This window comes from Borborobacter arsenicus (genome assembly GCF_003934165.1).
GTDB classification, from domain to species: Bacteria; Pseudomonadota; Alphaproteobacteria; order Rhizobiales; family Rhizobiaceae; genus Pseudaminobacter; species Pseudaminobacter arsenicus.
The window spans coordinates 23916-37516 of record NZ_ML133510.1; the positions used below are offsets into that span (position 1 = coordinate 23916).

The window sequence follows — 13601 nt, forward strand, 5'->3', positions numbered from 1 at the left end:
GGCCCCGGGAGGACCGTAAATTCGGGGCCACATAGCGGAGGAACTGCAATGAAATCTGCGTCCAATATCTCGCTTAACAGACGAATGCTGCTTGCCGGTGCCGCCAGCACCGCATTGTTGCCGGTGGTGGGGCTGCCGCGCGTCAGCTTCGCGCAGGAAGATGTGGTGAAGATCGGCTTCCTGGCGCCTTTGACCGGTCCGGTCGCGGCCTGGGGCAAGCCCGGCCTCGATGGCTGCAAGATCTGGGCCGACTGGGCCAATGAGGCCGGCGGCATCGAGATTGACGGCAAGCCGCACCGGATCGAACTGGCCTCCTATGATGACGAGGATGATGCCGGCAAGGCGCGCGCCGGCGCTACCCAGCTCATCCGCGAGAACGACGTCAAGTTCATCATGATGCTGGGCGGCAATTCCTGGCCGGGTGTGGAAGAGATTGCGGCGCGGCAGGGCATGTTGTTTTCCACGCTGCTGCCGAGCGACCTGACGCCGGATACCGAGACGCTTATCGCGCCTTGCGAAGTCCATCCGATCTACAACGTGACCGGCGTCGACTGGCTCGCGGCCAACCGGCCGGAACTCAAGACGGCGGTGATCTGCGCGCAGGACGACGCACTCGGCAAGCCGTCTGTGGCGACCTATCTGGCCGCCTTCGAGGCCGCCGGCATCGAGATGGCAAGCCCGCCGCTGTTCTTTGACCCGGCCACCACCGACTTCGCGCCGGTGATGACGCAGTTGCTGGCCAAGAATCCCGATATTCTGTGCCTCGACACCTGCTATGCCGACTACGTGCAGCCCTTGTGCGAGCAGGCTTTCCAGCAGGGCTATAAAGGCCAGATCATCTCCTGCACGCTGGACTTCTACCAGCGCATCGTCGAGCGTACCTCGAAGGAATTCATGGAAGGCGTGATCTTCCAGTTCCCGGATTTCGACGACAAGGCGCTCAACGATCCGCGCATCAATTTCAAGAAGCCGAACGAATTCTACGCCGAATATATCAAGCGCTACGGCGCGACCGAGTGGTCGGCAGTGTCGTGGGAATATGCGTCGATCATGGATCTGTGGGCGGATGCCGCCCAGCGCGCGGGCAGTGTCGAGCCGGAGGATGTCCTGGCGGCCATGAAGGACGGTGGCAAGGGCAAGCATGCCTTCGGCGAAGCGCGCTGGTGGGGCAAGGACCTGTTCGGCCTCGACAATGCGCTGGTCGGCGACTGGCCGGTGGTCGTCATTCGCGACGGCAAGGCGACCATCGCCGAGTTCCGCTCGATCCCCGACTGGTGGGACAAGAACAGCGAATTGCTGGTCAAGCATATGAAGGAACTGGGCCAGATGTGGGACCAGCGCATCTAAGCGCGGTTGGCCAACGGCCCGGCACAATAGAGATCAACAACCCGAAGGACGGAGCATGTCGGATTTCCTCCTGCAGACCGTTTTCAACGCTTCCTATGCCGCAAGCTATATGGCGCTGATTGCCGTCGGGCTGGTGCTTATCTTTGGCGTCATGGGCGTGATCAATTTCGCCCATGGCGAGCTTTATATGGCCGGTGCCTATGCGGTGGTGTTCTTCTATGCCGGGCTCGGCCTGCCGTTCCTGGCGGCGGTGGCGCTAGGCCTGGTCTTTGTCGGTTGCCTCGGCATGCTGATGGAACTGGTGCTGTTTCGACCGCTCAGGACCAATCCGCTCGGCGGATTGATCGCCTCCATCGGATTCCTGCTCATGCTGCAGACGATCGCGGTGCTCGGCTTCGGCCTGCGCAACCAGAATGTGCCGCCGGTCTCGCAAGGGCGCATCACCATCGGCGGCGCGTTCCTGACCTATGAACGGCTCTATGTGATCGTGGCGACGGTGGTGCTGCTCACCGCACTGTGGCTGTTCTTGCGCCGCAGCAAGTTCGGCTGGGCGTTGCGGGCCTGCGCGCAGGACCGCGAGGCGGCAGCGCTGCAGGGCATCTCCATCAACCAGACTGCGCGCTATGCCATGTTCATCGGTGCCGGTCTTGCCGGTGTTGCCGGCGCGATGACGGCGCCGCTGGTGGCGCCTTCGCCCTTCATGGGGCACACGGTGATCGTGACCGCCTTCATCATCATCATCGTCGGCGGCATCGGCAGCCTGGAGGGGGCGGTGGTGGCGGCCATCCTCTATGCCTTCGTCCATACATTCGTGACCACCTTCTATGACGGCGTGATTGCCAACATCGTCGGCCTGCTCCTGATGCTTGCCGTGCTGGTGGTCAAGCCGCATGGCCTGTTTGGAGTGCGCGAACGTGCCTGAGAAAAACACGATAGGCGCAGCCGGCCTTTTCGGCATCCTGATCCTGGCAGCGGTGCTGCTCGCCGTCCCGCATCTGGTCAGCTTCTCCCAGCAGGAGCTGCTGGTCTTCCTCACCATCAACGTGCTTCTGGTGGTCAGCTACCGGCTGCTGACACTGACCGGCGAATGGTCGCTCGCCCATGTCGTGATGATGGGGGTAGGCTCCTATGGCAGCGCTCTCTACGCCAAGAATTTCGGCTTTCCGGTGCCGATCGCCATGCTGGCGGGCGCGGCGACGGCCGGGCTGATCGCCGCCCTGCTCAGCTTTCCGCTGTTTCGCATGAAGGGGTTCTACTTCCTGATCGGCTCGTTTGCCGCCGGCGAGGTGATAAGGCTGATCTGGAAGCGGTTCACCGATCCGTTCGGCGGACCCAAGGGCATCAAGCGGATTCCTGGCTTTCCGGAGGTCGATCTCGGCTTCATCCAGATCGATTTCTACCAGCCGGAGAACTACTATTATCTCGTTCTGGCGGTGGTGCTGGTGTCGCTGTGGGTGCTCTACCGCATCGAGAGGTCGCGCCTCGGGCTGACCTTCCATGCCATCCACTGGCAGGACAAGCTGTCGGAATCGGTCGGCATCGACACCTTCCGCCATCGCATGCTGGCCTTCGTCATCGCGTCATTCTTTGCCGGGCTCGCCGGGGCGCTCTATGCCCACTATCTCAGCACGGTCAACCCGAACCAGTTCGACGTCGACACCATGGTCTATGTGCTGATCTGGACGATCGTTGGCGGCACGACCCGCTGGTATGGGCCGATCCTGGGCGTCATAGCGCTGACCATCATCGACGAGGTCATCCTGCGGGCGATCGGGGCAGACCAGATCCGGCCGCTGCTTTATGGCGCGATCCTGATCGCGGCTATCTTGTTCCTGCCCAACGGGCTCGAAAGCCTGGTCATCAAGGCGAAGGACGCATTGCGTCGCCGCGAGGGCGTGGCCGTGGAAAAGGTGGCTGTGCGCAAAGGCGCTGGGTAAAGGCGGCTATTCGGCCGCCTCGTGCAGGGGAATGAGGCGGCGCCCGACCTGCTGCAGATGCAGCCGCATGGCGGTCGAGGCACCGGCAAGGTCGCGGTCGGCAATGGCGTCCACGATCCGCTCATGATCGGCGAAGCTGTGATGATCGGCGGGGGGCCGGGCGCCCTCAGAGCGCAGCCGGCCCCAGACCACGGTACGGCGCACCGCGTTCAGCACGTCGAATAGGCCAAGCAGCACATTGTTGCGGCTGGCCTGGGCGATTTGGCGATGCAGCAGATTGTCGATGTTCTCATATTGACGCCAGGTCGCGGCCTCGCGTGTCTGCACCAGTGACTGGCGCATGGCGGCGATGTCGGCCAGCGTGGCATGCAATGCGGCCTCGCGCGCGATTTCCGGCTCGATGATAAGCCGTGCGCGCATGACATCGGCTGGGTTGGTCTGCCGGGCAATTTCGGAAATGCCGATGGTTTCCTCGATCGGCCCGCTGCCGACGAAGGTACCCTTGCCGACATGGCGCCAGATATGACCGTCCTTCTCCAGCACGTCGAGCGCTTTGCGCAGATCGCCGCGTGAAACGCCGAGGCTCTCGCACAGCTCGCGCTCGGGCGGAAGCCGGCCATCTTCGGGCAGGTCGAGTTGCGCCAGATAGGCCTGGAGTTGCACCAGAGCCGCCTGGCCGCCATTTCCAATCCTGTCCTTTGGTTCAACCAATTCGATACGCTCCTGTCCGAATCTGCTCATAATGCCATTGCCGGAACCGGTCAACCGCTTGGTACAGAAGGGAAACGGCGATCAACATTTTCGATTGACTCTGAAAACTTCCTGACCAATTCTACCATAATATCGAACCAATCAGGAAATTGGTTATGGGAGGGTTGACGATGACGGGGTTCTCCAGACGCACACTACTCGCTAGTTTTCTTGCTGCGGCCATGGGCGGCGCGATGGCGGTTCCGGCTGCCAGCGCCGGTGAAATGAAGATCGCCTTCGGTGATCTTCCGGGTATCGAATCGATCCAGACACTGGCGGCGATCGAGCGCGCCAAGGAACGGGGCGTCGGGGTCGAGCTGATCATCCTCAATGACGAGGATCTGGCAGCGCAGGCGATTGTCGGCGGACAGGCCGATGTCGGCATCGGCGCGCCCTATACGCTGATCCAGAAGGCCGGGGTGCCGATCCGCATCTTTGCGCAAATCTCCACGCAGCGCTTCTTCCCGGTCGTCAATGCCGAGGCCTACAAGGGCTGGAAGGATCTCGACGGCCAGGAGATCGCGGTGCAGGCGCGCGGCTCGGGCACGGAAGCGGTGATGATGCTGATGGCCAAGAATAACGGCATCAGCTACGGCAAGGTCAGCTATGTGCCCGGCTCGGAGGTGCGCCGCAACGCGCTGCTTCAGGGCACGATCAAGGCCTCGATCGTCGATGCCGCCAACCGCCGTGCACTGGAAGCGGAAGCGCCGGGCAAGTTCATCGTGTTGCCTGTCGAGAATGTCAGTGCCACCGACGAGGCGCTGTTCGCCACGGCCGATTATCTCAAGAATAATGCCGCCGATGTCGACATATTGGTCGAAGAACTGATGAAAACGGCGCGAGAAATCACCGAAAACCCTCAAGTTGCGGTGGAATTTCGCAACAAATATAAACTTTTGCCCGATCTTGGCGCCGAAGCTGACGCAGAAATCGCCGAATATTACAAGGAAACGGCTGAAGCCGGCGCGCTGGCGGTGAATGGCGGCGGCGCGGAAGCTGCTGCCGACGACTTCGCCTTCTTCACTGCCGCCGGCCAGATCGAGGGCGATCCGGCATCGCTCAAGATCGAGGATTTCTGGGACGTCAGCGTCATCGACCGCGCGCTGTCCACGCTGGGCAAGAAATAGGCGGCGGGCCCGATGGCGGCGCAAATGCAAGCGGGCGGGGCAGTCAGCTTCGCCGCGCCATCGCGGAGTTCGCAGGCGGTGCGGCTGATCGAGCGGCCGATCGTCCTGCGGCTCCTTTCGATCGCGCTGTTTGCCGCAATCTGGCAGATAGCGGGGCTCATTCCGGTGAGCTTTGCCTTCCCGACATTTTCCGACACGATGATCGCATTCGTCACCATGATGGCCGATGGCAGCCTGCCCACGGCTTATGTATCGACACTGCAGCCGCTGATCCTCGGCGTGATCCTCTCGACATTCGTCGGGGTCGGTATCGGCACGCTATGCGGGTTGTGGCGGCCGGGAGAGTGGCTGCTCATCCCCGTCTTCATCGTGCTGCAGGCGGCACCTGTCGCGGCCTTCATTCCGCTGGTCACCTTCATCTACGGCATCGGCATGACGGCCAAGACGCTCGCCGTCATCATCCTTGCCCTGCCGGTGATCGTGCTCAACACCTACAAGGCGGTGCGCAACGTCAATGAATCGCTGCTGGTCATGAGCCGTTCCTTCATGGGCACGCGCTGGCAGGAGGTGATCAAGATCGTCCTGCCCGATGCCAGCCCGGTGATCTTTGCGGGATTGCGGCTGGGCGTTGCCGCCGGCTTCGTCGGCGTGGTGCTGGCCGAATTGCTGATCACGCCGACCGGCATTGGCGACCTCATCACATTTGCGCGCTCGCGTGCCGACTATGCCGGAATGTATGCCACCATCGCCTCGGTCATCGCGCTTTCGACGGTGACGCTGGTGGCGCTGCAATGGATCGAAGTCCGTGTCTTCAGGCCGGAAAAAAGAGGAGACTGAAGATGCGTGCAGCCGTCGTTCGAAATGAAACTGTCATGACCGAACCCGCGGTCGACGCAATCGTGGAGGTGCGCGGCATCTCCAAGACCTATGGCAGCGTGGAAGCGCTGCGCGAGATTGACCTCGACTTTCCACGCGGCAAGCTGACCAGCCTGCTGGGACCGAGCGGCTGCGGCAAGACCACGCTTTTGAAGATCATTGCCGGGCTGATCGAGGCCGATGGCGGCACGGTCGCTGTCAATGGCAAGAAGGTCAGCGCGCCGGGGCCGGAACGCGCCTTCGTGTTCCAGGATTTTGCCCTGCTGCCCTGGGCGACGGTTCTGCGCAATGTCGCCTTCGGGCTGGAACTGCGCGGCACGGCGAAGGAAGAGCGCGAGACGACGGCGCGCCGCTATATCAAGGATGTCGGGCTGGCCGGCTTCGAGGACAAATATCCGCATGAACTGTCGGGCGGCATGCGCCAGCGTGTCGGGCTGGCGCGGGCGCTGTGCGTGGATGCCGACGTGCTTCTGCTCGACGAGCCGTTTTCGGCCGTGGACGAGCAGAACCGGCGCAAGTTCCAGGAAGACCTGATCCGGCTGCGCACCAACCAGAACAAGACCTTCATCTTCGTCACCCATTCGATCGAGGAGGCGGTCTATATCTCGGATCGCATCGTGCTCCTGTCGCCGCGCCCGGGGCGGGTGTCGCGCATCATCGAGCCGCAGATCGACCGCTCGGGCGACCCCGACCGCATCCACCGCGACCGGCACTATCTCGATACGGTCGAGGAGATTTGGCAGGGGCTGAAGCAATATGTGGAGTAGGACGCGATGACCCTGTTTGGCTACCGCGTGCCGATGATGGCCTCGCTGCTGGTCTGGTGCGTGCTGTGGGAGATCGTGGGGCGGCTCGANTCGAGGAGATTTGGCAGGGGCTGAAGCAATATGTGGAGTAGGACGCGATGACCCTGTTTGGCTACCGCGTGCCGATGATGGCCTCGCTGCTGGTCTGGTGCGTGCTGTGGGAGATCGTGGGGCGGCTCGAACTGATGTTCATCCTGCCGCCCTTCAGCGATGTGCTGGTGGCGGCTGTGGACCTGGTGCAGCTTCCGTCCTGGCAGAGTGCGACGGTGACGACGCTGCGGGCTTTCCTGATCGGCATGTTTCTGGCCATCGTGGTCGGCATCCCGCTCGGCATGCTGATGGGCCGGGTCAAGATCGCCGACGACCTGCTCGGCATGTGGGTCAACATCTTCTCCAGCGCGCCGCTCTCGGCCATCGTGCCGGTGCTGATGATCCTGTTCGGCTTCGGCGAGAACACGATCATCGCCGCTGTGTTCCTTTTCGCCATCTGGATCATCGTGCTCGATACGCGCGCCGGCGTGCGCCATATCTCGCCCTCGCTGATCGAGATGGCGCGTTCCTATGGCGCCTCGCAACCGGCGCTCTATGGCAAGATCATCGTCTGGGCGGCCTTGCCCGAAATCCTCGCCGGTATAAGGCTGGGGCTCATCAGGGGCGTCAAGGGCGTGGTCATTGGCCAGTTGCTGGTGGCGATCGTCGGCTATGGCGCGCTGTTCGAGACGTTTTCGCGCAATTTCCGCATGCCCCAGTTCTGGGCGCTGACCATCATTCTGTTCGCCTTCGCGCTCGTGGTCTCGGCACTGATCGAGCGGGCCGAGGCGAAAGTCGAATTCTATGCAGGAGTAAGATAATGAATATCCAGGATGCGGCCTCCAACTATGTGATCAAACCGCCCGCGATCGCCGCGCTGCCGGTTGCCGGTTCGGACCGGCAGTTTCCGGTCCACCGGGTCTATTGCGTCGGCCGCAACTATGCCGCGCATGCGGTGGAGATGGGACACGACCCCGACAAGGAACCGCCCTTCTTCTTCCAGAAGAATCCCGACAATCTCGATACCAGCGGACAGTTCCCCTATCCGCCGGCCTCCAATGATGTGCATCATGAGATCGAGATGCTGGTGGCGCTGAAAGGCGGCGGCAGGGACATCCCGTTGGAGAAAGCGCTCGACTGCGTCTACGGCTATGGCGTTGCCCTCGACATGACAAGGCGCGACCTGCAGGGCAAGGCCAAGGAGATGGGCCGGCCGTGGGAAGTGGGCAAGGCCTTCGAGGCATCCGCGCCCTGCGGTGCGCTGGTGCCGGCCGAAAAGATCGGCCATCCGAACCAGGGTGCCGTCTGGCTCGACGTCAATGGCGAACGCAAGCAGACCGGCGATCTCAACCAGATGATCTGGAAGGTGCCGGAGATGATCAGCTATCTGTCCGGCCTGTTCACGCTGATGCCGGGCGATGTCATCCTGTCGGGAACGCCTTCAGGCGTCGGCGCGGTCAATCGCGGCGACGTGCTGCGCGGCCATGTCGAAGGGATCGGCGAGATCGAGGTCCGTGTTGTCTGAGCAGGGATCGATCATCGAGCGGCTGGTGCGCGGACAGCACGACGCCCCCGCGATTCTTGCGCCGGAACGAAGCGCGCTGACGCATGGCGGCCTGCGCCGATTGATGGCGGATGCTGCCGGCCAGTTGCATGCGCGCGGGATAGGGCGGGGCGATCGCGTCGCCATCGTGCTGCCCAACGGGCCGGAAATGGCGACGGCTTTCCTGAGCGTTGCCGCCGCCGCCACCACCGCGCCGCTCAACCCCGCCTATCGTGCCGAGGAACTCGACTTCTACCTGACCGATATCGGCGCCAAGGCGATCCTTGTCGCGGAAGACGAAACCGGCCCGGCCGTCAGCGTTGCCGAGCGGCTCGGGATCGGCGTGCTGCGGCTGGTGGCGCTGCATGACGCGCCGGCGGGCAGCTTCCGGATAGAAAGCGAGGCGGGGGTGCCGGCGGCATCCGATCTGGCGCAGGTGGAGGATGCAGCGCTTTTGCTGCACACATCGGGCACCACATCGCGGCCCAAGCTGGTGCCGCTGCGCCACGCCAATCTGGCGGCGTCGGCCGCCCATATCGGCGCGACGCTGAAGCTTGGCGAGGCGGATCGCTGCCTCAACATCATGCCGCTTTTCCATATTCACGGGCTGGTCGCGGCGGTGCTGTCCTCGCTTGCCGCCGGCGCCAGCGTGTTCTGCACGCCGGGCTTCAATGCACTGAAATTCTTCCAATGGCTGAGCGAGGCGCGGCCGAGCTGGTACACGGCGGTGCCGACCATGCACCAGGCGATACTGGCAAGGGCGGCGCGCAATGGCGAAACGGTGACGGAAGCGCAATTGCGCTTCATCCGCTCCTCATCCGCCTCGTTGCCGGCGCAGGTGATGGCGGAACTGGAGGCGACCTTCCGCTGCCCGGTGATCGAGGCCTACGGCATGACCGAGGCGGCGCACCAGATGGCTTCGAACCAGTTGCCGCCGGGCAAGCGCAAGCCGGGCAGCGTCGGCCCGGCAGCCGGACCGGAGATTGCCGTGATGGCGGCGGACGGACGGCTGCTCGGACCGGGCGAGACCGGCGAGGTGGTGATCCGCGGCCCCAACGTCACCGCCGGCTACGAGAAAAACCCCGATGCCAATCTTGCCGCCTTCGCCCATGGCTGGTTTCATACCGGCGACCAGGGCGTGCTCGATGACGACCGCTATCTGCGCGTAACCGGCCGGCTCAAGGAGATCATCAATCGCGGCGGCGAGAAAATCTCGCCTCTGGAAGTGGACGAGGTGCTGATGGATCATCCCGCTGTCGCACAAGTGGTCACCTTCGCTATGCCGCATGACAAGCTTGGCGAGGAGGTGGCGGCGGCGATCGTGCTGCGCGAAGGCAGCGTGGCCGGCGAAAGCGAAATCCGCGATTTCGCTTCCGGCCGTCTCGCCGATTTCAAGGTGCCGCGCCGTATCGTGATCCTCGAGGAAATCCCGAAAGGCGCTACCGGCAAGCTGCAGCGGATCGGCCTTGCGGCCAAGCTCGGGCTTGGCTGATGCGTATAGCAGTATTCGGTGCGGGGGCGATCGGCGGCTATCTGGCGGCAAAGCTTGCCGGTGCCGGCCGGGTCGAGCTGTCGATCGTGGCGCGTGGCGCACATCTTGAAGCCATCCGCAAGGATGGGCTGCGGCTCATCGAGGATGGGCAGGAGAGCGCTCATCCGGTGAGGGCTGCAGCCGACGCAGGCGAATTGGGCGTGCAGGACTATGTCGTGCTGGCGCTGAAGGCGCATTCGCTAGGGCGCGCGCTTGACCAGATCACGCCGCTGCTCGGGGCCCAGACTGCCGTGGTGACCATGCAGAACGGCGTGCCCTGGTGGTATTTCTACAAGTCCGGCGAGGCATTGGAGGGGACCCGGATCGCCGCCGTCGATCCGGATGGAGCGATCTGGGATCGGCTCGACCCCGAGCGGGTGATCGGATCGGTGGTCTATCCGGCGGTCGAGGTCGATGCGCCGGGCTTGATCCGCCATGTCGATGGCAGGCGCTTTTCGCTGGGCGAGCCATCCGGCGACAAGAGCGAAAGGGTCAGGCTTTTGGCCGAGGAACTGATCGCGGCCGGGCTGCAGGCGCCGGTGCGCGACGACATACGCGCCGAGATATGGGTCAAGCTCTGGGGCAATCTCTGCTTCAATCCGATCTCGGCGCTGACCGGCAGCACGCTGGAGGCCATCGTCGCCGACGAGGCAACACGAACGCTGGCGCGCAACATGATGTTGGAGGCGCAGGCGATCGGCGAGAAACTCGGCGTGCGCTTTCCGGTCGATGTCGATCGGCGCATCAGGGGTGCCGGCGCGGTCGGTGCCCACAAGACCTCGATGCTGCAGGACCTGGAGCGGGGGCGGCCGATGGAAGTCGATGCGCTGGTGACGGCGGTGCAGGAGCTTGGCCGTCTTGCCGGGCAGGAGACGCCGACCATCGATGCGGTGCTGGCGCTGGTGCGCCGCTTAGCAATCGAGCGTGGCTGCTATCCGGGGCAGGCGTCCGCAAATTGAGATCGGCCCTTGCATGTGCCGCCGCAACCCTCCACATTGGAGGCCGTGTTCAACCAATCGAAAGGAGGTGATCCGATGTCGAGTGATTTCGTTTTCCAGAGCGTGGGCTCCGCGGATTGCCTTTTGGGGGAGCAGCCTCTCCTGTGAAGGCATGATGCGCGGGAAGTGACCTAGCAGTCACTGATAACGGCCGCGCACTGGACGAAAGCCACGGAAGGCCGCTGTTTTCATGAACAGCGGCCTTTTGTGTTTCAAGCCGTTGCCTTGATTACCGGGTCAGCGCCAGGCCTTCGATATTGCTGACGATGGTATCGAAGGCAGCCTTGAGCTGCTCGCCTGTGGCGGCTTCGTAATAATGCTTGAATGAAGACGTGTCCGGCGTGGCGCAGCTCCTCATCACGTCCTTGGCATCGTCTTCTCGCAGGTCGAAGCCGATGGTGAAGACCTCGATGCCGTCCTTGCGCATGGCTTCGCACAGCGCCTTGGCATGCGGCATGGAACGGAGCTTGGCTGCGGTGCCATAGACCTGATCGACATTCGCGGCGTCGGCATAGCCGAGATTGAATTCGCCGTCGGTCATCAGGATGGCGTATTTGCCGACCTTTTTCGGATCTTTCGCCGCCGGCGCCGCCGCTGCGCCGACGACATCGGCCCACTGGCGGGACAGCATGTACCAGCTCCATTGAATGCCGATATGGCCTGCGGTGCCGCCCTCGGCGACAAAGCCTCCGATGGTGTCGGTCAGCCTGGCTGCGTCGGCCGTCAGCGGAACCATCACGGATTTCTGCGAACAGGTCGGCGTCCTGTATTTTTCCGCATAGGCGCCGAGCAGCAGGTCACGATTGACCATGGAGGCCGACGGACCCTCATTGCTGTAGCGATAGTCGCCCTTGCGCTCGGTGGCGCAATTGTCGGGGCGTGCGGCGGAGACGAGCTTGGGGTCGTTGCTGGAAGGCGCCTGTGTCCGCTCGCTTTTTTTGGTCTCAACGAAAACAGCCTTTTCGGCGACAGCCTTGCCGACATTGACCGAGTTCGCATAGGGCACGAGCGCAACGCGCACGCGCGGATTGTTCGGATCGAGATTCTTTTCCAGGAGCCTGCCGACGGCGCTGGCGGCGGCGGTCTTCAGGTCCTTGATCTTGTCCCCTGCCATAGATCCGGTGATGTCCAGCATCATCGCCACTTCGATCTTGCGGTCCGAATAGAGGGCAGCCGAGTCGATGCTGACACGTGGGTCTTTGTCCGTGAAGATCGGAAAGGCAAGTGCCACATTGGCAGAGGCGGTGGCGCTCACCGTTCTGGTGAGGGGATCGACATCCAGGGTGTCGAGCACGAAGCCATCCTGCACGGAAAACTTCGAATCGCTGTTGGCACGAAGGAATGCCTCGACCACGGTGCGGGCATCTTCCACCTTGATGGCGCCGATGGTGAGGTCGCGCGCGGTCGAGGTGACGGCTGCGTCGAGCGCGTTCTGCAGGCTCGACTTGACCTGATAGGACTGCGCGACATTGACGCCGAAGCCGACGGCAAGCATCAGCGCTGACGCACACACTGCGGTCAGAATGGCGAAGTTGCCGCTTTTGTCTGCTGCAAATCGCGAGATTGCGCGAGTCCCGAAATGCTTCATGCCTGTCTCCATCCGCCTTCGCCCGTGGGCCAACTGACAGCGGTGGTGCAGGAATCCTGCCGGACTACGGCCTGGCAGGGTGTGAAGGCCCTTGTGTCTCATCAACCTGTTGTTTTCATTGTCCTTTCGTCACAAGCTTGGTTAAGCGACGGTAAATGTTCCTTGTCGGCGCGATGGCCGTTAAGACCTGGTTTACCACACGCCGGGGCTCCCGGCCGCTCGGTCTCCGGGACGTCCTGAAACGGGACAACGCCGTGTGCCATAACGGTTCAGCCGCACCAACCCTGCCGTTTGCCGCCCGAATAGGGACGGACGAATTGCCGGTCGAGCAGGGTCGTGCCGACCGCCTCGCCGGCCTCGGTTTCGACATCGGCGAGCACACGGCCGTAATATTTGGCGCCGCCTATGTTGGAAATCGAGACGGTGGCCTCACCGATCATGCCCGAAAGCGCTGCCTGCGCCCGCAAGGCGGCGGCACGTTCGCCGCGGCAGCGGCTCTTCATTTCCGGCGCGTCGATGCCGCGAATGCGGATATTGATCCTGATCGACTGGCCCGGCCAGATATGGGCATCGGCCAGGAACGTATCGCCGTCGATGACCTGGACGACGCTGGCCATGACCGGTCCCTTGAAAGGTTTGCGCGACCTGGCTTCGGCGGATGGAGCGATGACAAGCGCCGCCGCCAAGAGCGTCGCCAGTCCTGTTGCAATACAGACTCCGTTCAACATCATGGATAAGGTATTTATTCCTATCTCATGATGTTTGCAACCGGCGGTTCGCGCCTTGTCGGCTCAACCATTGAGGTTTTGGCGGATCTTACTCAGAAATCGGCGGTGAGGCCCTTGATCTCCCAGTCGCCATAGCGCACTGGCTCGAGCCCGCCGCGACCGCTGATTTCGCGAGGGACGGCAGCCTCCAGCTCCAGATAGGCCTTGCGGCGCGCCTCGGCTTCCTGCAACGCGCGCTGGGCTGCGGCGGACAGGGGTTTGCGAAGCTCCGGCTGCTCCTGTCCGGCTTGTTCGAATTTGCTTTCGGCCATGTGGTCTCCTGCGCGCAACTGATTGAAAC

Annotated in this window: 15 protein-coding genes; 11 read left to right on the top strand and 4 right to left on the bottom strand. The window is 63.0% G+C overall.

All coding sequences use genetic code 11. From position 1 onward, the window contains the following. The first annotated feature begins 48 nt into the window (after positions 1 to 48). From EET67_RS03765 to EET67_RS03775, 3 genes are read left to right on the top strand one after another with little or no spacing between them, the layout of a single operon-like run. On the top strand, positions 49 to 1347 hold the full coding sequence (locus tag EET67_RS03765; RefSeq protein WP_128624891.1) for an ABC transporter substrate-binding protein: 1299 nt from the start codon (positions 49 to 51) through the stop codon (positions 1345 to 1347). Positions 1348 to 1402: 55 nt separating this feature from the next. Further along, on the top strand, positions 1403 to 2269 hold the full coding sequence (locus EET67_RS03770) for a branched-chain amino acid ABC transporter permease (protein WP_128624892.1): 867 nt from the start codon (positions 1403 to 1405) through the stop codon (positions 2267 to 2269). Next, positions 2262 to 3284, top strand: coding sequence for a branched-chain amino acid ABC transporter permease (locus EET67_RS03775; protein ID WP_210211091.1), 1023 nt, complete (start codon positions 2262 to 2264; stop codon positions 3282 to 3284). Before EET67_RS03770 ends, EET67_RS03775 begins: the two co-directional genes overlap by 8 nt. 6 nt (positions 3285 to 3290) lie before the next feature. On the opposite strand, the gene EET67_RS03780 is transcribed toward EET67_RS03775, so the two are convergent. Further along, the gene (locus EET67_RS03780; RefSeq protein ID WP_128624894.1) at positions 3291 to 4025 is read right to left on the bottom strand and encodes a FadR/GntR family transcriptional regulator; all 735 of its coding nucleotides are present in this window, start codon (positions 4023 to 4025) and stop codon (positions 3291 to 3293) included. Positions 4026 to 4165: 140 nt separating this feature from the next. On the opposite strand from EET67_RS03780, the gene EET67_RS03785 reads away from it, so the two are divergent. From EET67_RS03785 to EET67_RS03820, 7 genes are all read left to right on the top strand, one after another. Next, positions 4166 to 5161 (top strand): ABC transporter substrate-binding protein, encoded by a 996-nt coding sequence (locus EET67_RS03785; RefSeq protein ID WP_128624895.1) that lies wholly within the window; start codon positions 4166 to 4168, stop codon positions 5159 to 5161. A gap of 12 nt (positions 5162 to 5173) precedes the next feature. Continuing rightward, the gene (locus tag EET67_RS03790) at positions 5174 to 5998 is read left to right on the top strand and encodes an ABC transporter permease (RefSeq protein ID WP_128624896.1); all 825 of its coding nucleotides are present in this window, start codon (positions 5174 to 5176) and stop codon (positions 5996 to 5998) included. 35 nt (positions 5999 to 6033) lie between these two features. Beyond that, positions 6034 to 6804: an ABC transporter ATP-binding protein gene (locus EET67_RS03795; protein WP_245450711.1), complete on the top strand. Its 771-nt coding sequence runs from the start codon at positions 6034 to 6036 to the stop codon at positions 6802 to 6804. 137 nt (positions 6805 to 6941) lie between these two features. Then, positions 6942 to 7694 (top strand): ABC transporter permease, encoded by a 753-nt coding sequence (locus EET67_RS03805; protein ID WP_128624898.1) that lies wholly within the window; start codon positions 6942 to 6944, stop codon positions 7692 to 7694. Continuing rightward, on the top strand, positions 7694 to 8398 hold the full coding sequence (locus tag EET67_RS03810; protein WP_128624899.1) for a fumarylacetoacetate hydrolase family protein: 705 nt from the start codon (positions 7694 to 7696) through the stop codon (positions 8396 to 8398). Before EET67_RS03805 ends, EET67_RS03810 begins: the two co-directional genes overlap by 1 nt. After that, on the top strand, positions 8358 to 9908 hold the full coding sequence (locus EET67_RS03815) for an acyl--CoA ligase (protein WP_128624900.1): 1551 nt from the start codon (positions 8358 to 8360) through the stop codon (positions 9906 to 9908). Before EET67_RS03810 ends, EET67_RS03815 begins: the two co-directional genes overlap by 41 nt. Then, the gene (locus EET67_RS03820) at positions 9908 to 10906 is read left to right on the top strand and encodes a 2-dehydropantoate 2-reductase (RefSeq protein WP_128624901.1); all 999 of its coding nucleotides are present in this window, start codon (positions 9908 to 9910) and stop codon (positions 10904 to 10906) included. Before EET67_RS03815 ends, EET67_RS03820 begins: the two co-directional genes overlap by 1 nt. A 268-nt stretch (positions 10907 to 11174) precedes the next feature. Here the strand turns inward: EET67_RS03820 and EET67_RS03825 are convergent, their stop codons facing one another. Further along, positions 11175 to 12533, bottom strand: a complete 1359-nt coding sequence (locus EET67_RS03825) for a TadE/TadG family type IV pilus assembly protein (protein ID WP_128624902.1) — start codon at positions 12531 to 12533, stop codon at positions 11175 to 11177. A 269-nt stretch (positions 12534 to 12802) separates the two neighbouring features. Continuing rightward, complete coding sequence (locus EET67_RS03830; RefSeq protein WP_245450715.1) at positions 12803 to 13150, bottom strand: thermonuclease family protein; 348 nt, start codon at positions 13148 to 13150, stop codon at positions 12803 to 12805. Here EET67_RS03830 and EET67_RS25970 point away from each other — a divergent pair. Beyond that, positions 13128 to 13292: a hypothetical protein gene (locus EET67_RS25970; RefSeq protein WP_245450717.1), complete on the top strand. Its 165-nt coding sequence runs from the start codon at positions 13128 to 13130 to the stop codon at positions 13290 to 13292. The genes EET67_RS03830 and EET67_RS25970 overlap by 23 nt on opposite strands. Before the next feature lie 61 nt (positions 13293 to 13353). On the opposite strand, the gene EET67_RS03835 is transcribed toward EET67_RS25970, so the two are convergent. Then, positions 13354 to 13572, bottom strand: a complete 219-nt coding sequence (locus EET67_RS03835; RefSeq protein WP_210211092.1) for a DUF1674 domain-containing protein — start codon at positions 13570 to 13572, stop codon at positions 13354 to 13356. Between the last annotated feature and the right edge of the window lie 29 nt (positions 13573 to 13601).